The sequence below is a fragment of the Prochlorococcus marinus str. GP2 genome (assembly GCF_000759885.1).
Lineage (GTDB): Bacteria > Cyanobacteriota > Cyanobacteriia > PCC-6307 > Cyanobiaceae > Prochlorococcus_A > Prochlorococcus_A marinus_J.
Genome location: NZ_JNAH01000004.1, coordinates 137000 through 162448, shown reverse-complemented (window position 1 = coordinate 162448; position 25449 = coordinate 137000). Strand labels below are relative to the sequence as shown.

At 31.9% G+C, this 25449-nt stretch carries 32 protein-coding genes, 1 tRNA gene and 1 pseudogene; 13 read left to right on the top strand and 21 right to left on the bottom strand.

Annotated features, from left to right (window positions below; translation table 11 throughout):
- Window positions 1–88 precede the first annotated feature (88 nt).
- The 6 genes from rlmB to EU91_RS04495 form a co-directional block, all read right to left on the bottom strand.
- Window positions 89–1096 (bottom strand): 23S rRNA (guanosine(2251)-2'-O)-methyltransferase RlmB, encoded by a 1008-nt coding sequence (gene rlmB, locus EU91_RS04475; protein ID WP_032524382.1) that lies wholly within the window; start codon window positions 1094–1096, stop codon window positions 89–91.
- Window positions 1093–1494 (bottom strand): Mini-ribonuclease 3, encoded by a 402-nt coding sequence (locus tag EU91_RS04480; RefSeq protein WP_032524381.1) that lies wholly within the window; start codon window positions 1492–1494, stop codon window positions 1093–1095. Before EU91_RS04480 ends, rlmB begins: the two co-directional genes overlap by 4 nt.
- The gene (locus tag EU91_RS09035; protein ID WP_342503432.1) at window positions 1491–1790 is read right to left on the bottom strand and encodes an STAS domain-containing protein; all 300 of its coding nucleotides are present in this window, start codon (window positions 1788–1790) and stop codon (window positions 1491–1493) included. The genes EU91_RS04480 and EU91_RS09035 overlap by 4 nt, the downstream gene beginning before the upstream one ends.
- 126 nt (window positions 1791–1916) lie before the next feature.
- On the bottom strand, window positions 1917–3056 hold the full coding sequence (carA, locus tag EU91_RS04485; protein WP_032524380.1) for a glutamine-hydrolyzing carbamoyl-phosphate synthase small subunit: 1140 nt from the start codon (window positions 3054–3056) through the stop codon (window positions 1917–1919).
- 10 nt (window positions 3057–3066) lie between these two features.
- Complete coding sequence (gene trpD, locus EU91_RS04490) at window positions 3067–4101, bottom strand: anthranilate phosphoribosyltransferase (RefSeq protein ID WP_032524379.1); 1035 nt, start codon at window positions 4099–4101, stop codon at window positions 3067–3069.
- A 30-nt stretch (window positions 4102–4131) separates the two neighbouring features.
- Entirely contained in the window at window positions 4132–4428 is a 297-nt protein-coding gene (locus EU91_RS04495; RefSeq protein ID WP_032524543.1) for a DUF3288 family protein, read from the bottom strand.
- 79 nt (window positions 4429–4507) lie between these two features.
- On the opposite strand from EU91_RS04495, the gene EU91_RS04500 reads away from it, so the two are divergent.
- The 3 genes from EU91_RS04500 to EU91_RS04510 all read left to right on the top strand — a co-directional run bounded on the left by EU91_RS04500 (window position 4508) and on the right by EU91_RS04510 (window position 7118).
- Window positions 4508–6253, top strand: a complete 1746-nt coding sequence (locus EU91_RS04500) for an ABC transporter ATP-binding protein (RefSeq protein ID WP_032524377.1) — start codon at window positions 4508–4510, stop codon at window positions 6251–6253.
- Between the two features lie 35 nt (window positions 6254–6288).
- Complete coding sequence (gene msrA / locus EU91_RS04505; protein WP_032524376.1) at window positions 6289–7017, top strand: peptide-methionine (S)-S-oxide reductase MsrA; 729 nt, start codon at window positions 6289–6291, stop codon at window positions 7015–7017.
- A 27-nt stretch (window positions 7018–7044) separates the two neighbouring features.
- A tRNA-Pro gene (locus tag EU91_RS04510) sits at window positions 7045–7118 on the top strand.
- Here EU91_RS04510 and EU91_RS09355 read toward each other — a convergent pair.
- Together EU91_RS09355 and EU91_RS04515 are read right to left on the bottom strand one after the other, a co-directional pair.
- On the bottom strand, window positions 7119–7268 hold the full coding sequence (locus tag EU91_RS09355) for a hypothetical protein (protein ID WP_193741604.1): 150 nt from the start codon (window positions 7266–7268) through the stop codon (window positions 7119–7121).
- Window positions 7269–7321: 53 nt separating this feature from the next.
- Complete coding sequence (locus EU91_RS04515; RefSeq protein ID WP_032524375.1) at window positions 7322–8122, bottom strand: undecaprenyl-diphosphate phosphatase; 801 nt, start codon at window positions 8120–8122, stop codon at window positions 7322–7324.
- An 82-nt stretch (window positions 8123–8204) separates the two neighbouring features.
- Between EU91_RS04515 and EU91_RS04520 the strand changes: the two genes are divergently transcribed.
- Complete coding sequence (locus EU91_RS04520; protein WP_032524374.1) at window positions 8205–8483, top strand: hypothetical protein; 279 nt, start codon at window positions 8205–8207, stop codon at window positions 8481–8483.
- Window positions 8484–8488: 5 nt separating this feature from the next.
- Here EU91_RS04520 and EU91_RS09640 read toward each other — a convergent pair whose 3' ends face one another.
- The 6 genes and pseudogenes from EU91_RS09640 to EU91_RS0108560 form a co-directional block, all read right to left on the bottom strand.
- Window positions 8489–8623 (bottom strand): hypothetical protein, encoded by a 135-nt coding sequence (locus EU91_RS09640; protein ID WP_011818343.1) that lies wholly within the window; start codon window positions 8621–8623, stop codon window positions 8489–8491.
- A gap of 57 nt (window positions 8624–8680) precedes the next feature.
- Window positions 8681–8806 (bottom strand): hypothetical protein, encoded by a 126-nt coding sequence (locus EU91_RS09635; RefSeq protein WP_257008987.1) that lies wholly within the window; start codon window positions 8804–8806, stop codon window positions 8681–8683.
- Between the two features lie 89 nt (window positions 8807–8895).
- Window positions 8896–9123: a DUF1830 domain-containing protein gene (locus EU91_RS04525; RefSeq protein WP_032524373.1), complete on the bottom strand. Its 228-nt coding sequence runs from the start codon at window positions 9121–9123 to the stop codon at window positions 8896–8898.
- A 91-nt stretch (window positions 9124–9214) separates the two neighbouring features.
- On the bottom strand, window positions 9215–10159 hold the full coding sequence (locus EU91_RS04530) for a kinase (RefSeq protein ID WP_032524372.1): 945 nt from the start codon (window positions 10157–10159) through the stop codon (window positions 9215–9217).
- A 4-nt stretch (window positions 10160–10163) separates the two neighbouring features.
- Window positions 10164–10961, bottom strand: a complete 798-nt coding sequence (gene yedP, locus EU91_RS04535) for a mannosyl-3-phosphoglycerate phosphatase-related protein YedP (protein ID WP_032524371.1) — start codon at window positions 10959–10961, stop codon at window positions 10164–10166.
- Window positions 10962–10963: 2 nt separating this feature from the next.
- Window positions 10964–12724 (bottom strand): annotated as a pseudogene (locus EU91_RS0108560) (sugar phosphorylase).
- A 50-nt stretch (window positions 12725–12774) separates the two neighbouring features.
- On the opposite strand from EU91_RS0108560, the gene EU91_RS04540 reads away from it, so the two are divergent.
- Complete coding sequence (locus EU91_RS04540; RefSeq protein WP_032524370.1) at window positions 12775–14001, top strand: glycosyl transferase; 1227 nt, start codon at window positions 12775–12777, stop codon at window positions 13999–14001.
- On the opposite strand, the gene ureC is transcribed toward EU91_RS04540, so the two are convergent.
- From ureC to EU91_RS04560, 4 genes are read right to left on the bottom strand one after another with little or no spacing between them, the layout of a single operon-like run.
- Window positions 13998–15707 (bottom strand): urease subunit alpha, encoded by a 1710-nt coding sequence (gene ureC, locus EU91_RS04545; protein ID WP_032524368.1) that lies wholly within the window; start codon window positions 15705–15707, stop codon window positions 13998–14000. The genes EU91_RS04540 and ureC overlap by 4 nt on opposite strands.
- Before the next feature lie 4 nt (window positions 15708–15711).
- Window positions 15712–16032: an urease subunit beta gene (locus EU91_RS04550; protein WP_032524367.1), complete on the bottom strand. Its 321-nt coding sequence runs from the start codon at window positions 16030–16032 to the stop codon at window positions 15712–15714.
- A 2-nt stretch (window positions 16033–16034) separates the two neighbouring features.
- Window positions 16035–16337: an urease subunit gamma gene (locus tag EU91_RS04555; protein WP_032524365.1), complete on the bottom strand. Its 303-nt coding sequence runs from the start codon at window positions 16335–16337 to the stop codon at window positions 16035–16037.
- Between the two features lie 50 nt (window positions 16338–16387).
- Complete coding sequence (locus tag EU91_RS04560; RefSeq protein ID WP_032524363.1) at window positions 16388–17290, bottom strand: urease accessory protein UreD; 903 nt, start codon at window positions 17288–17290, stop codon at window positions 16388–16390.
- A gap of 49 nt (window positions 17291–17339) precedes the next feature.
- Between EU91_RS04560 and ureE the strand changes: the two genes are divergently transcribed.
- The 8 genes from ureE to urtE all read left to right on the top strand — a co-directional run bounded on the left by ureE (window position 17340) and on the right by urtE (window position 24311).
- Window positions 17340–17789: an urease accessory protein UreE gene (gene ureE, locus EU91_RS04565; RefSeq protein ID WP_032524362.1), complete on the top strand. Its 450-nt coding sequence runs from the start codon at window positions 17340–17342 to the stop codon at window positions 17787–17789.
- Window positions 17782–18468, top strand: a complete 687-nt coding sequence (locus tag EU91_RS04570; RefSeq protein ID WP_032524360.1) for an urease accessory protein UreF — start codon at window positions 17782–17784, stop codon at window positions 18466–18468. The genes ureE and EU91_RS04570 overlap by 8 nt, the downstream gene beginning before the upstream one ends.
- Before the next feature lie 3 nt (window positions 18469–18471).
- Window positions 18472–19083: an urease accessory protein UreG gene (gene ureG, locus EU91_RS04575; RefSeq protein ID WP_032524359.1), complete on the top strand. Its 612-nt coding sequence runs from the start codon at window positions 18472–18474 to the stop codon at window positions 19081–19083.
- Window positions 19084–19210: 127 nt separating this feature from the next.
- A complete protein-coding gene (gene urtA, locus EU91_RS04580) occupies window positions 19211–20488 on the top strand; it encodes an urea ABC transporter substrate-binding protein (RefSeq protein WP_032524358.1) in 1278 nt (425 codons plus the stop codon).
- A gap of 83 nt (window positions 20489–20571) precedes the next feature.
- The gene (locus tag EU91_RS04585; RefSeq protein ID WP_032524357.1) at window positions 20572–21726 is read left to right on the top strand and encodes an ABC transporter permease subunit; all 1155 of its coding nucleotides are present in this window, start codon (window positions 20572–20574) and stop codon (window positions 21724–21726) included.
- Window positions 21726–22859, top strand: a complete 1134-nt coding sequence (gene urtC / locus EU91_RS04590; RefSeq protein WP_032524356.1) for an urea ABC transporter permease subunit UrtC — start codon at window positions 21726–21728, stop codon at window positions 22857–22859. Before EU91_RS04585 ends, urtC begins: the two co-directional genes overlap by 1 nt.
- Window positions 22849–23598 (top strand): urea ABC transporter ATP-binding protein UrtD, encoded by a 750-nt coding sequence (gene urtD, locus EU91_RS04595; RefSeq protein WP_032524355.1) that lies wholly within the window; start codon window positions 22849–22851, stop codon window positions 23596–23598. Before urtC ends, urtD begins: the two co-directional genes overlap by 11 nt.
- A 2-nt stretch (window positions 23599–23600) precedes the next feature.
- Entirely contained in the window at window positions 23601–24311 is a 711-nt protein-coding gene (gene urtE, locus EU91_RS04600; RefSeq protein WP_032524354.1) for an urea ABC transporter ATP-binding subunit UrtE, read from the top strand.
- 33 nt (window positions 24312–24344) lie between these two features.
- Here urtE and EU91_RS09180 read toward each other — a convergent pair whose 3' ends face one another.
- From EU91_RS09180 to EU91_RS04605, 3 genes are all read right to left on the bottom strand, one after another.
- A complete protein-coding gene (locus EU91_RS09180) occupies window positions 24345–24521 on the bottom strand; it encodes a hypothetical protein (RefSeq protein ID WP_152556171.1) in 177 nt (58 codons plus the stop codon).
- Between the two features lie 259 nt (window positions 24522–24780).
- Entirely contained in the window at window positions 24781–24954 is a 174-nt protein-coding gene (locus tag EU91_RS09350) for a hypothetical protein (protein WP_193741603.1), read from the bottom strand.
- Between the two features lie 75 nt (window positions 24955–25029).
- Window positions 25030–25341 (bottom strand): hypothetical protein, encoded by a 312-nt coding sequence (locus tag EU91_RS04605; RefSeq protein WP_032524353.1) that lies wholly within the window; start codon window positions 25339–25341, stop codon window positions 25030–25032.
- Between the last annotated feature and the right edge of the window lie 108 nt (window positions 25342–25449).

Here is a 25449-nt window from a genome sequence, read left to right as displayed (position 1 = left end):
AATTCAATAAATTTTCATTAATTATTTAAATATATTGAAACAACCATATTTTAAAAGAATTTAATTACACTGATTTTTAGAAAAAAAGTTATTTACTTGTTAGATGAAAGAGAGATATTGCTGCTGCCACAGAGGCATTTAAACTTGTTGTTTTTCCTTTAAGAGGAATCTTTAATAGAAAATCACATTTTTTTTGGGTAAGCAAAGAAATACCTTTATCTTCAGCTCCGACTATTACAACCAAAGGAGTCTTTTCATGAAAATTTGAAATAGATAATTGACCATCACCTGATAATCCAATAACAAGAAATCCATTTTTTTTCATTTCATCCAATGCCCTATTTAAATTAACAACTCTACAAACTGGCAAGTGCTCTATAGCCCCTGCTGCAACCTTGGCAACTGTTCCTGTTAATCCAGCGGATCTTCTTTGAGGAATAATAATACCCTTACAATTAAATGCTTCTGCTGATCTTATAATTGCTCCAACATTGTGTGGATCGGTTATTCCGTCTAAGGCAAGAATAATAGGATTAGCAGATTTATTCTTAGATGAATTGATTAATTTTTCTAATGATACTGTTTTAGAACATGCCAACTGCAAGGCAATGCCTTGATGTGTAGCGCCTAAAGTCAATTGCGAAAGTCTGTTCCATGAAACCTCTTCAATCAAGACTCCTTTTGATTTAAGGTCTTTAAGTAAAATATAGAATTTTTCTGAAGAAAAAATTTCAGATGTGCACCAAATCCTATTAATTGCCCTTTTACTCACAAGTGTCTCAAAAACTGAATGTTTTCCCCATATCCAATCATCAAAATTTTTTTTATTCGCTTGTTCTTGATAAATATCTCGGGTATTTCTAGATACTTCTATATTAGATTTATTAAATGGTTTTCTTGTTTTAAATGATGAAAAGTTACTATTCTTTTTCTCACCTTCATCAAAATTCGCATTTCCTCTATTTTTAGAAACATTACTAAAAAATTGATTATTTTTAGATGTACTCGTATTTTTAGGAAAAAAATTAGAATTAAAACTTTTTTTGTTTTGTTTAATATTATTCTTAGAATTATTATTTTTAGATGAATTTTTCATGATTTCATATTTACTTCAAGATACTCAAAAAGAATTGATAGTCTTTTGGGATCTTTAAGAAATAGCCAACCAATGAGGGTTTCAAAACCAGTTGCCCTTGAGTATACGGCAGGATCCGTGGACTTTGGGCATCTTTTTGATTTGTTTCTAGCACGTCTAATTAAATCAATTTCATTGGCACTTAATAAATGTTCAATTTCTGCTAATGATTTTGATTGAGTATTAGCTTTTACCTCTTGTACAACTGATAAATGAAGATCTTTTGATTTCAAAGGAAAATGTACATACCTTAATCTTTGATGAAGTTCCCAAACTGAATCTCCAAGCCAAGCAAGTTGTATAACACCTATTTCTTCAGGAGATCCATATGGGTCTAAATTTTGAATCCAATAATTCAATTTTTCAAATAATTTAATGCATCTTCAAGACTAGATTTTAAATTAAGAAAGTCTCCCAAACGCACAAGTTTAATAGTTTGAGCTACTCTAGAATTACCAACAACTGAAAAACCTAATTTTAATTTTTTACATTCTTTAGCTGTCTGAACAAGAGCTCCAAGACCTGAAGAATCTAGAAAATCAATTTTTGTAAGGTCAATAACAAAGGGAAACTCATTTTTTAAATTATTAGTAACAAAAGTCTTAAATTGTTTTTCTGAAAAGGCATCTAGTTGGCCTTTAAAAGTAAAAACAATGATATTTGTTTTTATATCTAGGTTTCCTCTTAATGAAACCGTTAGCTTCTGGAAATCTTCTATGATTTAAACCTCCCGAAAATTAATATATCAAATGTAATTATCAAATCAAAATAAACCAATATGTCAACATCTATCTAACATTTGAGAAACAAATTTTTTAAATAAATAATCTGAATCATGCGGACCAGGTCCCGCTTCTGGATGATATTGGACACTAAATATTGGCTTATTAATGACCTCTAATCCTGCAACTGTAGTATCGTTAAGATTGTAGTGAGTTATTTTGACTATGTCCTTTGGAAGAGAATTAGGGTCAATTGCAAAACCATGATTCTGACTAGTTATCTCGATTTGATTATTCTGTCCACAAGGATGATTTAATCCACGATGTCCGAAAGGGAGTTTATAAGTTGAACCGCCTAATGCTAATCCAAATATTTGATGACCCAAACATATACCAAACATAGGTATTTCTCCATACTCAATAAGTGATTTTGCTAAATCTATACCTTCAGTAACAGATGAAGGATCCCCTGGGCCATTTGAGAAGAATATACCATCAGGCTTATTAGATAGAACTTCGCTTAAAGAAGATCGGGAAGGTAAAACTAAAATTTCACAACCATGAGAGACTAACCTATTTAAAATTGATTTTTTTATACCAAAATCAATCGCAACAACTTTTAATTTATTAGTCTTATCCGAATATTTTTTTCTAACATCAAAATCCGTTTCTGTCGTATTTTGCCAAAAATATTGTTGGCTTGTTGAAACTATTTTTGATAAATTTGAACCCTCCATTTTTGGCGTTTCACAGATTATCTTTAAACAGCTATCAAGAGTTTTGTCTTCAGAGGTAATAACTCCATTCATCGAGCCATTGGATCTTAAAATTTTAACGAGAGCCCTAGTATCAATTCCATAAAGACCAACTATATTTTTTTCAACTAACCATTGATTAAAATTCTTTTGAGATCTCCAATTACTATTATTTGTTGAATAATTTCTAACAATTATACCTCTAACATTAATACTTGATTCTGAATCTTCATGATTAATCCCAGTATTTCCAATTTCTGGATAAGTGAAAGTTAATATTTGTCCGTAATAACTTGGATCAGTAATAACCTCCTGATATCCAGTCATGCCAGTATTAAAGACTATTTCGCCAACTGCACTACCGGGAGCTCCAAATGAATATCCAGGGAAAATAATACCATTACTTAAAACTAATTTTGCATTTTTCTTATAGGTATTAATCATCAATTTTTAATTAATCTGTGGATAAATAATTTTTTAATTGCAAAAATTTTTTCCATGGATTTCCTTTATTGATTGTAAGTAAGGCTTTATTAAAGCCTTCATGTAAATCATCCTCAATTCCAGCAGCCCAAAGAACTAATGAAGCATTCAAAGCAACGACATGCTTATGTGATTTTTGCCCAGAACCATCTAAAACAGACTTTAGAATATCTTCGTTTGTGTCACGATTGGAGACAACAAGTTTATCATTTGAAAAATTTTCATAATTAAAATCTGAAATATTTATTTTTGAAAATCGCAATTTACCATTTTCAACAAACACAAGTTTGTTATCTCCTTGAAGTGAAGCTTCATCAAGGCCCCCTGAACCATGAACTACTATCACTCTATTCATCCCCATTTTTAATAGTGCGCTTCCCATAGGTTCCAAAAGATCTTCAGAAGCAACACCTAATACTTGCGCATTAGGCCTTAAAGGGTTAACTAATGGACCAAGTTGATTAAATACAGTTCTTATTCCAAGATCTTTTCTTAATGGAGCAAGTTTTATTAAAGATTTATGCCAAACAGGTGCAAACAAAAAAGTTATTCCAATTTCATTAACAGCAGAAATAACTTTTTCTAATGAAGAATTTAGATTTAAACCAAGATTCAATAAAACATCAGCTGAACCAACTTTTCCACTCGCACTTTTATTTCCATGTTTTGCAATTTTTACACCACATGATGAAGCTACAAATGCCACTGCAGTAGAAATATTAAATGTATTAGCGCCATCACCTCCAGTTCCACAAGTATCTACCAAATACAAATTTGGTCTTGCGACGGGCAAGTCACAAACATTTAAAAGTTCCTCAGCCATAGAAGATAATTCTAATCCTGTACAACCTTTGGCTCTCAAAGCACTCAAAAAGGCACCTGTTTGTACAGCAGAAATTTCATCATTTAGCCACCTTTGCATTAACAACCTTGAGGTTGAATTATCAAGGTTACCCCCTTCTAATAAAATATTTAGGATTTTTGCGTTCGATAGGTCAGAAGACATTTATTTTTTAAGAAAAAAAGGTTAAAAATTTCAATTTGAAGTATCAAAACCTGAACCAATTAAATCTTTATTTGTATTTGAGGGCCTAAAGCTTTTTGACCAAATATATTTCGTTTTAGAAAAAAGATCATTTTTAGAAATTTTCCAAAATTTTAAAATTTTTTCAATATCATTTTTAATTTCAATTTCACCGGGGAAATTAGCATAACGATTAATTAATCTAGCTATATTAATAAAGTCATAATCTTCTGGTTTTTCTTTAGTTATTAGAGAATCTATGATATTTTTGTCTATTGCATGTAAAGGATGAGTTTGTTCGTTACTCATAGATAAAAACTGAATCACTATAAAATTAGCTCACATATTTAAAAATGAAACATTATCTTAATCATATTGGAAAAATTAAATGAAAAATTTAAAATTTAAAGTTATATCAAAATACCTTAAACCTTACAAAAAAGAATTTTTTATAGGAGCTCTAGCTCTACTGATAGTTAATATTTTAAGCGTTGTAATCCCTTTAGAAGTAAAAAATATAATAGACCAATTACAAAAAGGTTTCTCTTCTGAATTTGTAATTTCTAAATCTTTTCTTTTAATTTTTTTAGCAACTTGTATGGGTTTAATAAGATTATTTTCAAGGCAAATTGTATTCGGAATAGGTAGAAAGGTTGAGGTAAATCTTCGACAGAAACTTTTCGATCATTTGCTTATTCAAGATCCAGAATGGATACAAAAAAAAGGAAGTGGAGACATTATTAGTAGAGCTACAAGCGATGTTGAAAATATAAGAAGACTTCTTGGCTTTACAGTTTTAAGTTTATGCAACATTGTTTTAGCTTACTCATTCACTATCCCCTCGATGTTTGCAATAAACAAAACACTAACAATTTCAGCCTTAATTATATTTCCAGTAATACTTGGAATTGTAAGTTTATTCGGCGGAAGAATGGTGAGTCAAAGAAAATCTCAACAAGAATCATTATCCAAACTTAGTGATTTAATACAAGAAGATCTTTCTGGAATAAGCGCTATCAAAATATATTCACAAGAAAATTCTGAGAAGAAAGAGTTTAATATCTACAATAATGCCTATCGGAATTCGGCTATAAAACTTGCCAGAACAGCTAGTACGTTATTCCCGTTGCTGCAAGGTATTTCCTCAATTTCATTATTAATCTTATTAGGATTAGGAACCTTTCAACTGGATAGTGGATTTATTTCAATAGGTGGTTTAGTAGCCTTAATACTTTATGTTGAAAGACTAGTTTTTCCTACAGCTCTCTTGGGTTTTACATTGAATACTTTTCAACTGGGTCAAGTGAGTTTAGATCGTGTTGAAGAAATCTTTCAAAACCATCCAAATATAGTTGATGGAGCGAATTCCAAATTTTTAAAAAGAAAGATAAAAGGTTCCTTAGAAGCTAGAGATTTAACTATAAAATATCCAGGATCATTATTTAATTCGTTAAATGGTCTGAATTTTAAAATTCATCCTGGAGAACTTATTGCAATAGTTGGACCTGTAGGTTGTGGTAAAACTACGTTAGCAAGGGCACTAGGGCGAACAATAGAAATCCCACAAGATCAATTGTTCTTAGATGAAATTGATGTAAAAAATATTAAATTAGGAGATCTTAGAAAAAATATTTCGATTGTCCCACAAGAAGCATTTTTATTTACATCTACAATCTCAGAAAACCTACGTTTTGGAGAACCAAAAGCATCTAATGGACTAGTTAAAAAAAGCGCTAAAAAAGCTGGTTTGATTGATGATGTAAATAATTTTCCTCAAAAATTTCAAACGATTGTTGGTGAAAGAGGTATTACCCTAAGTGGTGGACAAAGACAAAGAACAGCCCTCGGGAGAGCATTACTTGTAAACTCTCCTATTATCGTTCTTGATGATGCTTTAGCAAGTGTAGATAATAAAACAGCAGCTCGAATTATAGGTGAAATACGAGATAGAAAAAATAAAACAATTATAATGATAAGTCACCAATTATCTGTTGCTGCAACTTGTGACAGGGTTTTAGTAATGGACAATGGAGAAATAGTTCAAGAGGGTAATCACAATGACCTAGTAAAAGAGGAAGGACTTTATAAAAAACTTTGGGAGAGAGAACTTGCTGCTAATATTGTTAAAAGCTAGAAGTAATTTTTGTCTTATGATGTAAAAATATTGTTATGTTTGAATTAATTAAAAAATTTATGAATAATGAACTGCCAACTCCAACTAATGATGTTTATTCAGTTCATAGAATATTAAAAACAGATTTCAATAGAGATCCTACTCCCCAGGAAGATGAAATAATATTTGGATGTGGTTGCTTCTGGGGAGCCGAAAAATGCTTTTGGAAACTTCCAGGAGTTGTCACAACTTCCGTAGGTTATGCTGGTGGTGAAAAAAGAAACCCAACTTATTATGAAGTATGTAGCGGTTTAACAGGGCATTCAGAGGTTGTAAGAGTTATCTGGAATAAAAGTCAAGTAGATATAAGTGATTTATTAAAGATGTTTTGGGAATGCCATGACCCTACACAAAAAAACAGACAAGGTAATGATATAGGTACTCAATATAGGTCTGCAATATACTACAAAAATGAAAATAATAAAAAAATCATATTAGCCAGTAAAGAACAATACCAAAAACAATTAAATAAAAATCATCTTGGTGTAATTGAAACAGAAATAAAAATGATTGATAACTATTATTATGCGGAAGCGTACCATCAACAATATCTTGCATCACCAGGTAGCAGACAATATTGCTCAGCATCACCTACAAAAGTGAAGTTAGGAAATTTTCCTGGAAGTAATTTCAAATTAAAAAACTATATTTGGGAAAAATTTAATTGGGAAATTGATAAGTGTGTATTGAGATCTGATAACAATCCTATAAAAAATAACATTTAAATACCTCTAATATTTATAGTAATAATACGGGGCGTAGCGCAGTTTGGTAGCGCACCACTTTGGGGTAGTGGGGGTCGTGGGTTCAAATCCCGCCGTTCCGATCATTTATCATTATTTATAAGAGATTTATATAGTTTATATGAACTTATTCCAACAGCTATGAAAGTAAAAGATGAAAAAAAAACTAGAACCAATATGGTAAGATTTGAAACTTCAACTTCTCCAAGTTGAAAAGATATAAAAAAATTCATTTATTAATTATTTTTTAAACCCTAACATAATTAAAAAATATTATCCCGATGATTTATAAATTCAAAAGAATTACAACACTAAAAACAATACGGTAAATAATAAATAATTTCAAACCGTTTGAAGAAAAAAACTTTAGTAAGAAATCTATAGCTAATAAAGAAGATAAAAATGTCGTAATAAGACCAACTATTACAGGGAAAAAACTTAATGAAGAGAATTCATTAAACGAAGAAATAAATTCAACAATAGCAGCAAAAGTGATAGCTGGAATTCCTAAAAGAAAGGAAAATTTTGCAGCATCCCTTCTTTCCCAACCTGTTATCAGGCCTGTAGAAATTGTAATACCAGATCTTGAGACACCTGGAATAATAGCTAAGGCTTGAGAAAAACCAATCAAAAAACTATCAAAGTATTTATGATTTTTTAAATTAATAGAACCTTTTTCTGAAGTATCAGCTATGAACATAAAAATAGCCATAAATAAAGAAAATAAAGCTATAGACAAATTTGAACGAAAAATCTTATCAAAAAAATAAGGAGCAAATATTTTTATGGTCCCACCCAGCAAAGTAATTGGAATAGTACCAATAAAAATTGACCTCAATAATCTTGCATGTAATGAAAAACTAATAAATCTTTTTAAAGATTTACTTCTTAATCTAAAATAATCTTTTCTAAAATACCAAAGTAGTGATAAAACACTTCCAAATTGAATTATTGCGGAAATAGAGGCACCAGGATCATCAATTCGAAAAAAAATAGATATTACTTTTAAATGAGCAGTACTACTTACAGGAATAAATTCTGTTAAACCTTGAATTAAGCCATACAGAATGAATCTTAAATATTCCAAAAACTTTTAACATCACTTAACTAATTAATAGCAATTTAGAAAATACAATTTACATTTATTAAGTAAAAGCTAATATAAAACGATGAAGAAAAAATCCTTTTTAATATTTTTATTCCTTTTTTTTCAATTCTTTTTTTCTGACTCTGCAAAAGCTAATTATTGGTTAATAATTGGGACATACAGACAAGGTCCAGGAGCAAGACCAGAGGTAAGTGGTATTACAAGTCCTTCGTTATACTCAATACCGATGAAAGATTTGGATACATGTAACAAAGCAGGGGAAAAAATTACTAATGAAATATATAAACCTGTTTGGCAATTTGATAGTAGATGGACTTGTATATTTAGCGGTAATGAATAGTAAAATTACCTCTTAACATCGTGAGCACAACCATCACCTTTGTAGTTTTCACTTTCGTAAAAATCATTTTTTGTCCCAAAATAAACAGTTAATAAAACGAAAGGTAAGCTTAATATAAATAAAATAGTTGTTAAATCCATAATGTTAACTTATTCAAGAAGGTTATGAAAAATTTCAAGATTTTTATTAACTCATATTTAATAATCTGTGGGTCCTTTTATACCAAGATAAAAGAAGGCTCCTAAACCAACTAAAAGTAAAACTCCAGCAATGGCTGCAGAGGGAACGAAACCTCCTATTGCAAAGGAAGAAAAATAATACATCTATAAAACTTAAACTAGTTTGATAATATCAATAAAAACTAGGTATTTGTAAAAAATTTTGACTCGAAGACAATTAGATAATATCTGTTCTAAGCCACTAAAGTCGAATCTTCGTTATCAGAAGAAATTCTTATTCTCTCTTCCAACTTAGGGCCATATAATTCATTTCCCCAGATTTCAACTCTCGAATCATTTGGGGCCATAAAAGTAAGAATGTCAGTTGGGAATAAAACTCTTTCTAAGAAAAAGTTTGATGGACCAATACATCTCAAGACAACCATTCTACAGCCTTCATTTTTGTAAGAAAACTCAACCATCCCTAAGCAGCAAAATATAAACAATTAAACACTATAAAGAGCTGAAAAAAATGTATAAAAAATTACTGAAAAAAAAGAAATTTAGAAAATGCTACAAATTCAATCCTGACTCAACTAAATTTCTTTCTTGATCAATTAATAAAAGCGCGTAGGATTTTATAACATCAAAGCTTTTATGAGGAATGGAGACATTAAGCATTCTCAAGAAATTAGATAATTTTTCATCTATAAGGGCGTTACCTTTCTTTAAAAACATTTCTTTTTCCTGATTTGTTTTCCATATATTCATGTATTCAATCTTCAATGGCTTTAAGTGCCAAATATTGTCTATTAAAGTCCAAATATCTAAATATTCTTTTAAGTTATTTTGAATTTTTAATACATAAGATGATTCATGAAGACTCAAATTTGTTGTATTTATTGGTCGATAATTTGTGTCAATAGAATAAGGTTTTACTCCCAAAAACCATCCCTCAAGAATTAATAAATCAGGATTATCTAATCTCCAATGAGATCTATCTCCCAAACCATTTCTTAAAGATTTATCGAAAACGGGTACATTTAATTCTCCAGTTATCTTCCAATTTAATAATTTTTCATGCATTAATTTTACTGAATGACTTCCAGGAAACCCTCTTGAAACATTCCAAGGGTTATTCTTAATTGCTAATTTCATTTCATTTGACGGAAGATAAAAGTCGTCAATAGAAATAACCGCAATTTTGAAGTTTAATTTTAACGATATAGCTTCGAGCCATTTACCTAGTGTTGTTTTACCTGTCCCAGGCAAAGCCGAGATCCCAATAATTTTTCTATCAGAAAAATTGTTTTGAAATTTATAAGCCTGAGATAAAAGAGGTAAAGCCAAACCCCAAATCCAATCATCATTTACTTTATTGTTCCAATATTGATCAATTGAAAGAATGTTTCTTTTATTATTCCAAAAATTGAACCAATCATCCAAGGATTCCCAACCAATATCAATAATTAATTTTTCAAATTTATCAAGAGGAAAATTAATATCTAAATCTTTCATGTTTCTAACTTAGTTCTCGCTTATTTATTAGTTTATTGATTTCATTTTTCCAACCATATCCATTTGGTTCAGAAGCCAAAGTAAATTCCAAATCTTTTAATTGCTCTAGTAAATTTAAGTTAGGCCCATCTATTCCAGGGATAACTATTTTAATATCTGAGTTTAAAAGTAGAGGCAAATCATTTGGAGAATCGCCTAAACCTATAATTTCAATATTATGAATATTTGAATATTCTTTAAGAGCATTTATTGCTTTCCCTTTATTCGATTTTGTAGATAATAAGTGACTCATTCTATTGCCTTTAAAAATATCAACATTGAATTTTTTACAACAGATATTAATTTTCTCTTCTAAAGAACTTGGCGGATTTAAAAAAGGCATGCTCCAGTGTCTATCACGCATTAAGTTCAATGAGTTGCCTACTAAACCTGTAAGCTTAGTGGCTTCTTGATCAGAGAGATTATTAAGAGGAGTAAGTTTGTAATCAATTTCTTTAGAAATCAAATTTAAGATTTCTTCAAGAGTTTCGTATTTTATTCCAAGAATTATTTCTCCATTTACTCTTTTAAGAGATTCACCATATATTGCTGCACCATTCTCAACAATATAAGGATCCGTCAAGTTAAGTTCCTTTCTAATAACTTTTACTTCAGAAGCAGTTTTGCTTGTACAAAGAATTACGGGTATAGATAATTTTTGTAGTTTTTTTATAGTTTCTTTAGCAGGTGATAAATCATATGAGTGATCCATTAAAGTACCATCTACATCACTTACTACCCAAATAGAAGAATTCTCTATCATTTTTATAAAGCACTAAGCCAAATTACTTGAAAAGGATCAAGACTAATATTTTTGAAATTGTATTTAGTGGATGTTAAAAAATCATGGGTATTGAAATCATTATCAATTATTTTTGGTAGATCATTATCGTTCAATTGATAATTGATTTTATTTTCAGTCATATTATGGATTGCAAAAACAGACTCAGGTCCTTTACCTCTTTTGATTACAACAATATCACTTCTACCTTTAGACAAACATTTCATTTGTGATCAAGGGTGAAATTGCTTTAATTTTGATCGGACATCCATAGCATTACGGAGATATTTTAAGTTTTTATTAGCATTAGATTCAGGATTATTTAAAACTGCTGAAAGATTTTCTGATTTAAACTTTTCTCTGTTTAGATCTCTTCTTTGACCCGTCATAGAAAAACTTTTGATATCATTTTCTGAAGCTAGTAATGCTGGTAAATAAAATGCAGGTACCCCTTTCAGAGCCATTACTAATAGTTGACTCAAGATAAATCTCTCATATTGAAATCTTTTAGCATCTCTACTGGAGTCTTCCATTGCACTCCACCAACTAATATTCAATTCATAAGGTTTATCCTCACCATTTGATAAACGTCTATGACTTACTAATCCTCCTCTTTTCTCACAATTAATTAATAAATCCTTAATTCTCTGCTCATTCATTAAACCCTCAAGGGCTCTCAGTCCAACACCATCGTGCGATGCCGTGAAATTAAATAAAGTAGTATCTTCAGGTAATATTGGCCAATCAAAAATCCATGAGTTCAGAATATCAGCTCTTGAAGTAATAATTGCCTCTAGGAGGAGAGGAGGTAATGGGAAATTATATGCCATGTGGGCTTCATCATCAGGAATGAGATAAGAAAGATTTTCCTTCTGAGGAACATTGGTTTCTGTTATTAAAACGCCATCATTAAGAAGATCATTTAAAAGAACTCTTAAGAGTTTTACAATTGAATGTGCTTTAGGTAGATGTAAGCATGTAGTCCCTGATTCCTTCCAAATAAAACCTACAGCATCAAGCCTTAACCATTTAATTCCATTAGATAAATAAATAACAATCAAATTTAAGAACTCAAGAGCCATTTTAGGATTATGCCAATTCAAATCAATTTGATCTGGCCCAAAAGTTGTCCAAACTTGTTTAGGACCATCATCAGTATTCATTTGAGAAAACAAGGAGGAACTTCTAGGCCTAACTACATTTGACCAGTCAAGATTTTCTTTCGGTGAAAAAACATTTGATATACCCGGTTCTTGAGATTTAATAAATTGTTGTACCCATGGGTGAGATGATGAGACATGGTTTAGTACTAAATCAGCCATCAAATCATGATTTTTAGAAATACTTTTGAGATCATCCCAACCACCAAATTTTTCTTCTAGGGAATCATAACTTGAGACGGCGAAACCTCCATCGCTTGTAGATTTCAGAAAAGGAAGAATATGTACAACTTTAGAGAGACTACCAAAATGTTTACTTAACAACTTCCTAAGAGTTATTAATGTTGCCTCACCATTTTTATAAATACTATCTGCGTAAGTTATCAAAACTGAATGAGATTCATTCCACCTTTCCTTATCTCTTATTTCTTCATAAGCAGATTTCTCTGAGAAATCATCTAAAATCTGTAATAATTGGTTTGAAATAAAATTAATTTCTTCTGTAGTATGATTTGAATAAATTGTTTTTAACAATTTATCAATTTTTAATCTATCTAATTTTTTCTCTGAATCAATTTGCTTCACTTTGAAAAAATCATCGAAGTATTAATACCATTCTGCACATCAATTAGAAAATGGACTTTCAACAAGGTTTAATCACAACAATACATGAATATGGAGTTACAGGAAATTTACTTAAAGAATTAAACAAAAGTCTTAAAAAAAGATCAACTAGCATTTTAATACCTTGTTTATATGAAGAGTTTGAACGTCCAGCATTAAAAGATATAAGAGAGGTTTTAAAAAACCTTACAGGCTTAAATGAATTAGTAATTGCTCTCTCTGCAAAAACTGTTGAGCAAGTTAAGGCAGCAAAATCATTTTTTGACTCAATGCCATTTCCAGTTCACGTTCAATGGACTAATTCTCCCTCTGTAATTGAGTTATTAAAAAGCCAAGAAAAAAATGGATTAGAACTTTTAGGAACTCCAGGTAAAGGATGGGCTGTATGGCAAGGGATAGGAGTTGCGACTAGAAAATCAGAAGTTGTTGCTCTTTTTGATGCTGATATAAGAACTTTTAGTCCTTTATATCCTTCAAGAATGATACTTCCACTTCTGGATGAATCATATGGAATATCATATGTAAAAGCATTTTACAGCAGGTTATCTTTAGAGACCAATCAATTACAAGGTAGAGCAACAAGATTATTCGTGGGTCCTTTATTAGCAAGTCTTGAGCAGTTAGTTGGTAAGGGTCCGTTTTTACAATATCTTCAATCATTTAGATATCCATTAGCAGGTGAGTTTGCTTTTACTAAAGACCTTGCTATGAATTTAAGAATACCTTGTGACTGGGGTTTAGAGATAGGCTTATTATCAGAGGTTTATAGAAACGTAAGGACCTCCAAAATAGCCCAAGTTGACCTAGGTTTATTTGATCATAAACATAAGAATATTGGAGATTCTTCTAAAGAAGGATTGCAAAAAATGTGCACAGAAATACTTTCAAGTGTTTTAAGAGGTCTCATGGAGCATCAAGCAGAGACCTTAACTAGCACTCAACTAGCAACTTTAGAAGTTCTCTACAAAAGAGTTGGAGAAGATCGGGTAAAACAATTTGGATTAGATTCAGCAGTTAATCAACTTCCATACGATAGGCACGAAGAAGAATTATCAGTACAAAAGTTTGCGAAACTATTAAGACCAGCTACAGAAGATTATTTGGCTTGTCCAACGACACTTCAGTTACCAAGTTGGTCAAGAGTTCTATCTTGTGAGAACAAACTGCAAGAAGATTTAGCTATTGCGGGGTCAAAAGACATAAAGATAAGTGAAAAAGAATTAATTAAAAACTTCTAAAGCAAAAAATACCTCTGAGCCATTGGGACTTCATCAAGTGGTTCACAAGTAAGAAGTTCTCCATCAGAAAAAACTTCATAAGTTTGAGGATCAACTGAAATATTTGGTAAATTACTATTAAGTTTTAAGTTTGATTTATTGATATTTCTTATATTTTCTACCGCAATACATTTCTTTTGTAAGCCTAATTTATTTGGAATATTTTGTTCAATTGAATTTTTACTTAAAAAGGTAAAAGAACTCTTAATTAAAGATTGCCCGAAACTTGCAAACATAGGTCGACCATGTACAGGACCTGGAGTAGGAATTGAAGCATTTGCATCACCCATTTGAGACCAAACTATAGATCCTCCTTTAACAACTAATTCAGGCTTTACAGCAAAAAAGGAAGGTTTCCACAATGCCAAATCCGCAATTTTACCTTTTTCTATAGACCCAACATGTTTATCAATACCATGGGCTATTGCAGGATTAATTGTAACTTTAGAAATATATCTCTTTACTCTATAGTTATCGTTTCTATCAGAATCCTGCGATAGCGGACCCCTTTGGACTTTCATTTTATGTGCAGTTTGAAACGTTCTTGTAATTACTTCGCCAACTCTTCCCATAGCTTGAGAATCACTAGCAATAATTGAAAAGGCACCTAGATCATGCAAGATATCCTCAGCTGCAATAGTCTCTCTTCTGATCCTTGATTCAGCAAATGCAATGTCTTCTGGAATTTTAGAATCTAAATGATGACAAACCATTAACATGTCAAGATGTTCTTCTAATGTGTTCGTTGTATAAGGTCTTGTGGGATTTGTACTACTAGGAAGAACATTTTTTTCTCCACAGATTTTTATAATGTCTGGAGCATGACCTCCACCTGCTCCTTCGGTGTGAAAAGTATGAATAGTTCTTCCTGCAATAGCGTTGATGGTATCTTCAACAAAGCCTGCCTCATTCAAAGTATCAGTATGAATACATACTTGTACGTCAAACTTATCTGCAACATTTAGACAAGAATTTATTGTAGAAGGAGTGGTTCCCCAATCCTCATGAAGCTTCAATCCACATGCACCAGCCTCAACCTGATCAATAAGATTGCTCTCGTTTGTTGAGTTTCCTTTCCCAAAAAAACCTAAATTAATGGGAAATGCTTCTGCTGATTGAAGCATTCTTGAAATATGAAAAGATCCCGGAGTACAAGTAGTAGCATTTGTGCCAGTTGCAGGTCCAGTTCCTCCTCCCAACATGGTTGTAATTCCAGAGGCTAGTGCTGTCTCAATTTGTTGGGGACAGATAAAGTGAATATGAGTATCAATTGAACCTGCAGTAAGAATATGCCCCTCTCCAGCTATTACTTCTGTTGATGCACCAATAACAATATCAACATTATCCTGGATATCAGGATTGCCAGCCTTACCAATTTCAAAAATAATTCCATCTTTTATACCCACATCAGCCTTAATTATTCCCCACCAATCTACAATCAAAGCATTAGTTATTACGGTATCTACAGCTCCATCAGCTCTTCTTACTTGAGACTGTCCCATTCCATCTCGAATAACTTTACCTCCACCAAATTTAACTTCATCTCCGTATGTAGTTAAATCTTTTTCTACTTCAATAAAAAGATCGGTATCAGCGAGCCTTACCCTATCTCCGGTAGTGGGTCCGTAAGTTTGAGCATAAGTTTTTCTATCAATTTTATAAGACATAATTTTAACTTTTTAAAGAACCATTAACTAATGAATTAAAACCATATGCATTTCTTAAACCTGAAAATGGCACTAATTTGACATCTGTTGTATCACCCGGTTCAAATCTAATTGCTGTTCCTGCAGGAATGTCAAGACGCATACCATATGTTTTTTCTCGATCAAAAATTAAAGCCTTGTTTGCTTCATAAAAATGATAATGAGATCCAATTTGCACAGGTCTATCTCCAGAATTAGAAACTTTTACTGTTTTAACTTCCCTCCCAAGATTTAATTCGATTTCACCTTGTTCAGGAATTATTTCGCCAGGAATTAAATTACTCATAACTAGTTAATCGGATTGTGAATAGTAACTAACTTTGTACCATCTGGGAAAACCGCTTCTATTTGGACTTCATTCACCATTTCAGGAATGCCCTCCATAACTTGTGATTTTGAAAGCCAGTTAGTTCCCTCTGACATTAATTGACTCACACTTTTTCCATCTCGAGCTCCTTCAAGAACTTGAAAACTCAAAAAAGCAATTGTTTCAGGATAATTAAGCTTAAGACCTCGACTAAGCCTTCTTTCAGCTAAGAGTGCAGCAGAAAAAATTAATAATTTATCCTTTTCTTGAGGTGAAAGATGCATAATAAAAAATTAATCTATAAATTCTTAAAAAAAGTTCTTTCTGAACATAATTAATAATTCATAGAATCTTGTAAAGGCCATACACCTTGATATTTTGGCTCACAAAATCCAGAAACAGACCTAATTTGTTTCCAAATACAAAAAAAACATTTCCTAGCATCTTGAGAAGAACTCCCTAGGAATCGTACAGAGATTCCATTTTCAAGAATTCCAATAGATAAATTATTTTCTGTTTCATTGAAAATCTTTTTTATATTTCCAACAAGATTATTTATTTTTGACTTGGAAAATTCTTTTTCGCAAATCCAAATTAATGATCCAAAAACAGGCATGTAATCCATGCCTGACTTTGCCTCATAACTTGCTTTAGATAATTCAATTTGATCAACATATTCCCAATCATCATATAAATCATTATTTCTAATAATTTCTAATTTAGATCTAAAAACTCCACTCTCAATAGATTCTCCGGAAGAAGATCTTCCAAGTCTTATTAAATCCGTAAATAAAAAACTTGAATTTTCTGAAATTGATACTTTAAACTTTTGATCATATAAACCATTTGCAAAGATAATAGTTTCTTGAGGCAAATATTCCAAATGGGAATTATCAAGAATATTTATAAGATTTTTTTGTTTTGAAAAACTTCCTTTTGGATTAATTTTTGATCTTCCAACAGATCCATATACTTTCTGAGCTGAAGAAGTTGTCAACAAAACCTTAGAGTCTTTTTCAAGATTTACTTTAAACTCAAGCAAATCTCCACCAACCAATCCCCCTGCAGTATGAAGAACAGGTAAAATGCATCTGCCCTCTTGATCATGAGTAGACTTTAATAATTTGTAAGGAGAAGTTGATTTAGATTTAAAGATTGTTTTATCAACATTTCCTAAACTTGCTTTATTATTTAAAAAATTTAAGAAACAATTGCCTTCCCAAGAAGTTTTGATCATAAATTGTTTTCTTTAATTATTAAATTAAAGTAACCAAAAAATTTTGATTATGAGAATGAATAAACAAATAGTTGTAACTGATTGGATTAAGGAAAAACCAAGATTAGGTTCATTTTTAAAACTTACCTTAAGTTCAGATGAAAGAAGAATCTTGCGTGGTAAAAGATTAACTGATTGTGATCAAGAAATAATTTTACAATTACCTAGAGAAGGTAAATTAAATGATGGAGATATTCTTTTAACTAATGACTCTAATTTTTATGTAGAGATAATTGCCAAAACGGAAAATTTAATTGAAATAAGTTCAAATTCTAAAATTGAACTTGTTAAAACTGCTTATCACCTCGGAAATAGGCATGTTGAAGTAGAAATTGAAGAGGACATTCTCTTAACAAAAGATGACTACGTAATAGCGAATATGCTTAAAAATTTTAATGTTGATATCGAAAATATCCAGAAAAAATTTTTTCCGGAAAGAGGTGCACATAGTCATGAGTAAAAGTCACTTATTAAAGTACTTGTTAATAAGCCCTAATTTACCAGTTGGAGGATTTTGTTATTCGGAGGGAATGGAGAGTTATCTTCAGAATAAAAATTTAAAAGACTCAAATTCGGTAAAAGAATTAATCATGAGTGAACTTGAAATTGGCCAAATTAGACTAGATGGAAGACTGTTACTAGATTTTTTTGATATTTTCAATGAGATAAACGATGGCAAAAATTTAAAAATTAACTCGAAAAAGTTATTGAGTTTGGATAAGTGGATACTCTCATCAAAGGACTCTATCGAAATGAGAGAACAACAAACCCAAATGGCAAAATCTCTTTTTGATATAACAAAAGAATTTGGATTTGAATATCTATATGAAAATAATAAAAAAATCTCCTGGCCATTAGCTTGGAGTTGGGCTTGCTATTGTTTTGAAATTTCGAAGTTAGAAATGGTTGAGAATTTTTTCTATGCGTGGAGTGCAAACCAACTTAGTGCTGCGTTAAGAATTATTCCTATTGGTTCAACAGAAGCACAAGTAATTCAGAAAGATTTGTTAGCAATAATTTCAAAAGTTTCTAAAGAAATTATGGACAAAAATATTGATGACATCTATTTTGGCAATGTAGGTTTAGCTATGGCACAACAAAATCATAATGACCTTTATACAAAACTTTTTAGAAATTAATTTATGAGCAGTAAATTAAGAATAGGTGTTGCTGGGCCTGTAGGTTCAGGAAAAACCGCACTAGTAGAGACCTTGTGCTTAAGCCTGAAAAAAAATTATGAGATAGCAGTTGTCACCAATGATATATACACCAAAGAAGATGCTAATTTTCTTATAAATAAAAAAGTATTAGAGGAGGGAAGGATTATTGGAGTAGAAACAGGAGGTTGTCCTCATACAGCAATAAGAGAGGATTGTTCCTTAAATAAAAATGCAGTTTTAGATTTAGAAAATAAATATAATCCTTTAGATTTTGTTTTTGTAGAAAGTGGAGGTGATAATTTAGCATCAAGTTTTAGTCCCGAACTTGTAGATTTATCAATTTATGTAATTGATGTATCTGCAGGAGACAAAATTCCTAGAAAAGGGGGCCCAGGAATAACAAGGTCAGATTTATTATTAATAAACAAAATTGACTTAGCAGATATGGTTGGTGCAGATTTAAATATTATGAGAAGTGATACTGAATTTATGAGAAAAGGGAAACCATGGTTTTTTACTAACCTAAGTAGCGGCATAGGAGTTGAAGAAATAACTCAATTTTTAGAATCACATATACCAAACAATCGAAGCTAGAAAATAATTATTTTTATATATTGGATTCAACAAAAAGTTACGACTGATACAAAACTAATCCTCACTCGTTAATAACTTTTATTTTATCCCCCTTAATAAGGGTCAATTACCTAATTTATCCTAATTCATGAGAATTTCAAGGCGTATTTTGGCAGGTTTAGCTACTGCCTCACTTGCGGTCACAGCAACTTCGTGTGGTGGAGGCGGAACCTCCGGAAGTTTCGATGACACAGTAACCGTTGGTATTTTGCATTCATTATCCGGAACAATGGCTATCTCTGAATCAACTCTTGTTGATACGGAAAAAATGGCTATCGAAGAGATAAATGCTGCTGGTGGTGTTAAAGTTGGCGGCAAAAGCTACAAAATAGAATACATAGTTGAAGATGGTGCATCTGACTGGCCTACTTTTGCTGAAAAATCTAAGAAGCTTATTGACCAAGACGGAGTTCCTGTCGTATTTGGCGGATGGACATCTGCAAGTAGAAAGGCAATGTTACCTGTCTACGAATCGAAAGATGCTTTCCTCTACTACCCAATTCAATATGAAGCTCAAGAATGTTCTAACAACATTTTCTACACAGGAGCCACACCAAACCAACAATCGGAACCCGCTACAGATTTCATGTATAAGCGTTCTCCCGCAGCTGGTGGAGATTTCTTCCTTGTAGGTTCTGATTATGTTTTCCCAAGAACCTCAAACACAATCACAAAAGCTCAGGTAAAACAGTTAGGCGGTAAAGTTGTTGGAGAAGATTACCTTCCATTAGGGAATACTGAAGTTGCTCCAATTATCTCAAAAATCAAAAAGGCACTTCCTGAAGGTGGAATAATCATTAACACACTTAATGGTGACCAAAACGTTGCATTCTTCAAACAGATTCAAGACGCAGGTATCACACCTTCGAGTGGCTACTACGTAATGAACTATTCAATTGCTGAAGAAGAGATTAGTACAATTGGTCCTGAGTTCCTTGAAGGTCACTACGGCGCTTGGAACTACATGATGTCAATTGATACTCCTGCATCTAAGAAATTTGCTAAAAGCTTCAAGAAAAGATGGGGAGCAGATCGTGTTGTAGCTGACCCTCAAGAATCTGCTTATAACATGGTTTACTTATGGAAACAAGCAGTTGAAGATGCTGGAACTTTCGACGACAACGCAGTTAGGGAAGCCCTAGTTGGACAAAAGTTTGATGCCCCACAAGGTCCAGTTGAAGTTATGCCTAACCATCACTTATCTCAAACAGTGAGAATTGGAGAGATTAATGCAGAAGGTGGCTTTACAATTCTTGAAGAGACAGGAGTTGTTCTTCCTCAAGCATGGAACCAAAAGCATCCAAGCTCAAAAGGATTTGCTTGCGATTGGACAGATCCTTCAAAAGGAGAAAAGTATAGGCTTTAATTTAATTAAAACCTATGCTTCAAAATAATAAGGAGGTTAACACCTCCTTTTATTTTATATAAACAAATTTTTTCATTTTCAAATTGGAGTTACTTCTCGACAGTCTTTTTAATGGTGTTGCGATCGGATCTGTATTACTTGTTGCGGCATTAGGTCTTGCGATTGTTTTTGGTCTCATGGGTGTTATTAATCTTGCCCATGGAGAACTTATGATGCTTGGGGCTTACACAACATACGTTACCCAATTAATTTTCAAATTACCTATATTAAAACCCTTCTACAATTCATACATAATAGTTTCAATTTTCCTTGCTTTTATTGTTAGTGGAGTAGTAGGCATTCTCCTTGAAAAAACTATAATTAGGAAGCTTTATGGAAGTCCACTAGAAACTCTTCTCGCCACTTGGGGCGTTAGCTTAATTCTTCAACAATTTGTCAGAAGTGTACCATTGGCTTATGGGACCGGTCTAATTATAAGTCTTATAATTGGTTTATTTTTACCAACAACGTTTCCTCCAAAAATAAAAGAATCAGTAAATTTCAAATATTTTAAATTTAGTTCTTGGATATTTGCTGCTTTAAGTGGGGTTCTCACCGGTAGCGTTATTTCATCCACTGTGAGCAAACTAAGTAGAGCGAGTGCTCGTAATGTTGATGTAACAGCTCCCTCATGGATGAGAGGACAAGTAGAAATTTTAGGAACTGCATTTCCTAAAACAAGATTAATGATAATTGTAATTACACTTATCTCTGTAATAGCAATAACATTATTTCTAAACCAAAGTGCTTGGGGGATGCGTATTAGAGCAGTTACTCAGAACCGACAAATGAGTGACTGCCTTGGTATATCTACTGAAAAAGTGGATATAATTACCTTCGGAATAGGATCTGGCTTAGCAGGAGTTGCTGGAGTAGCAGTATCGCTACTAGGTTCTGTAGGACCTAATGTTGGCGGAAATTATATAGTTGGTTGTTTTATGGTTGTAGTGCTGGGAGGAGTAGGAAATTTATTAGGTACAGTACTTGCTTCCTTTGGAATAGGAATAATGACAGATTTAATTGGAGCTGGAAGGCTCTTATCAATATGGCCAGATATGCCTTTACCACTCTCAAACACAATCAACTTTTTTGCGACAACAAGTATGGCAAGAGTTATGATATTTGCCTTAATAGTTATATTCTTACAATTTAAACCCACAGGTTTATTTCCTCAAAAAGGCAGGATGGTGGAAAACTAATGTCTCTAAGTAAATTTAAATTTGATAGAAGGATAGTATTATCATTCTGGATAATATTAATAGCTCTTATTATTGCAGCACCAACCTTACTCCCTGTATTTAGGCTAAATCTACTTGGTAGATATTTATCTTTGTCCATAGTGGCTCTAGGTGTAGATCTTATCTGGGGTTATACAGGTTTACTAAGTCTTGGACAAGGTATATTTTTTGCATTAGGTGGATATTGCGCAGCAATGTATTTGCAAATAACCAGCTCTTCAGAATTCCCAAATAATATTCCTGAATTTTTTGCTTTATATGGTGTTGAAAAATTACCTTTTTTCTGGGAACCGTTTAAATCGCCAATTTTCACCTTCTTCGCTATCTGGATAATTCCAGCATTGGTTGCGGGTTTAATTGGATTTCTCGTTTTCAGGAATCGAATCAAAGGGGTTTATTTTTCTATACTTACTCAGGCATCGCTTCTTGTATTCTTTAACTTCTTTAATGGACAACAAAAACTTATAAATGGAACAAATGGATTAAAAACAGATGTAACACAACTATTTGGTCAGATGGTAGGTTCTGAGTCCATGCAAAGAATATTCTTCTGGATTACGGCCATACTAGTAATAGCCGCTTGGTTTTTTGCAAAGTGGGTAGTTAGAGGAAGGTTTGGAAATATTCTTATAGGAATACGAGATGATGAACCAAGAGTTAGGTTTACAGGATATAACCCAGTTATATTCAAGACGATAGTATTTTCAATTGCTGGAGGTCTCGCTGGAATTTCGGGAGCTTTATATACTGTTCAGTCTGGGATAGTATCACCTCAATTTATGACAGTTCCCTTTTCTATAGAAATGGTTATATGGGTTGCTGTTGGAGGTAGGGGGACTTTATTAGGAGCAATACTAGGAGCAGTTTTCATCAACTACGCAAAAAGTTTAGTAAGTGAAGCTTTACCTGCTAGTTGGATGTTTATCCAAGGAGGGTTATTTATATTAGTTGTGACAGCTCTGCCAGAAGGAGTTTTAGGATGGATTCAAGGAGATGGTCCTAGGAATCTTCTTCAAAGATTTGGTTTGAAAAGGAAGATTGAAACCTATCCAAGCTTAGAAGTTAACAATAAGGAGGGGAATAATGAACAATAAAGATCTTCTAAATTTAATAGATATTACTGTTAGTTTCGAGGGTTTTTTAGCTCTCAACAAACTTAATTTAAATTTAAACAAAGGAGAATTAAGAGCTGTAATAGGACCCAACGGAGCAGGTAAAACAACATTTCTTGATGTAATAACTGGAAAGGTTAAGCCAACAAAAGGTGAAGTAATTTTCAAAGGAAAATCTTTAGTAGGCAGAAAGGAACATAAGATTGCTCGACTTGGAGTGGGAAGAAAGTTCCAAAGTCCAAGAATCTTTGAAAATTTAACAGTTAAAGAAAATCTTGAAATATCAGTGTCAACTCCTAAAAGTCCCTTAAACCTTATAAATAAAAGAATTAAGGATGAGCAACTTAATGAGATTGAACGTCTTATGAAAATTGTCAATTTAGCTCAAAAGGTTGATTCTAAAGCTGGTTCTTTATCACATGGCCAAAAACAATGGCTCGAGATAGCTATGTTAGTAGGACAGAAGCCAGATTTAATGTTAGTTGATGAACCTGTTGCTGGTTTAACTGATGAAGAAACTGATCTTACAGCTGATTTATTAAAATCATTATCAGGAGAAAATACTGTAGTAGTAATAGATCACGATATGGAATTTATAAGAAGACTTGATAGTAATGTTTCAGTATTAAATCAAGGAACTGTATTATGCGAGGGAACAATGGAAACCATACAAAAGGACCAAAGAGTTATTGATGTTTATCTAGGAAGGCCTGAGGATTAGTTATGAAAAATTTACTGGAAATCAAATCATTGAATACATATTATGGCGAAAGTCATATTCTCAGAGATGTAGATTTAAATGTTCAATCAGGTGAAATGGTTTGTTTGATTGGAAGAAATGGAGTTGGCAAAACAACATTATTGAAATCACTTATTGGTTTGTTAAGACAAAAAAAAGGCGATATTTATTTGATTGGAGAAAATATCAATAGAAAAGCACCTCATCAGAGGGCGAGGAAAGGAATGGCTTACGTTCCTCAAGGGAGAGAAATTATTCCATACTTATCAGTTGAAGAGAATCTTATGTTAGGAATGGAGTCGCTGCCAGGTGGATTATCTAAGAACAAGAAAATAGATCCATTTATTTATGATCTCTTCCCAATCCTAAAAGATTTTCTACAAAGGAAAGGAGGAGATCTCAGTGGTGGACAACAACAGCAACTAGCTATTGCAAGAGCATTGCTAGGCAAACCTAAACTACTATTACTTGACGAACCAACAGAAGGTATTCAGCCCAATATAGTTTTAGATATTGAAAATGCAATTAATCAGATAATTAGAGATACAGGAATTGGTGTTTTATTAGTTGAACAACACTTGCATTTTGTAAGACAAGCAGATAGATATTATGCGATGCAGCGGGGAGGTATTGTTGCCAGCGGAAATACTAGTGAGTTGAGTCAAGCAGTTATTGATAAATTCTTAAGTGTTTAAATATTTTTTTCCTATTAAATTATAAATTTTTATTCATTTTTCACATCTTATAAGGTCAATACTGTTTGGATGTTCTTTTATATACTTATTAAATTCCATTGCTAGTGTTCTGGCCTCGTAGGCGTCTGAAGCATAAAAACAATTTTCAATTCTTATATTTTGAAAATCACGATAATGTACTGTATATCTCTTAAATGCATTTTTGCTCATTTTAGTTTGTTAAAAGCAATTTTATTTATATTTCAACAATGCATAATTTAAAAAAGTAAAGTATATCTTTTGTTGTTATCATAATATATTGACCTTAATTATGTAATGAAAGATACTTAAAAAGGTCGAAAAATAATTAAAGTTTTTCTTTTTTTTTATTAGAGTCATTCTTTTTATCTTCTATTAAAAAAACAAATTTTGATAAAATATATCCAAAAACTGGGACCCAAAACTTATCATAGAGAAATTTCATAAAAAATTAAGCAACAAATGATTCTTTATCTTCAAATTCAGTTTTATTAATAAGCTTTAAATCAATTGAATTAAATAAGTGCTGGATAAGAAGAAAATCAAGTTCCCCTTTTAGTAAATTTGCATCGGAAGCAAGTAGATCATCAACAAAATCATCGAAAGTATCTGAGAGAGGATTCACAATTAATAATTTATTTTTGTCATTATCATCTCATGAACAATAAAAGTCAACAAATTTTGAAGATAAAATTCAAAATTATTTAATTAGTTCGAAATAACCATTTTTATTCAACAAATACTTATCAAACCAAAGACTTAATAGATTGTCTAAACCTATTCCACTCATTTTATTTACTTGAGAAGTCTTATAGTCTGAAAGAGCGAGCAATAAATAAGGAAATATCATATCCGAAACCCCTTTTGGAAGTTTTTCTAAAGGTATCCCATGAGCTCTATCCCATAGAATTTGCATATCCTGAGAGAACAGAGTACTCCAATAATTAAAATCACAATATAACCTTTCTGGAGGAAGAAGATTTATAGAAAAAATTGGTAATGAAGAATTCATATTTTTTTGGATTAATTGAATGTCGAATTTAGAAATGTGAAAGAATCTCTAAAAAAATAAATCCCCAATGAATAAACACATTCATAATTTAACTCACAGTGCAGAACT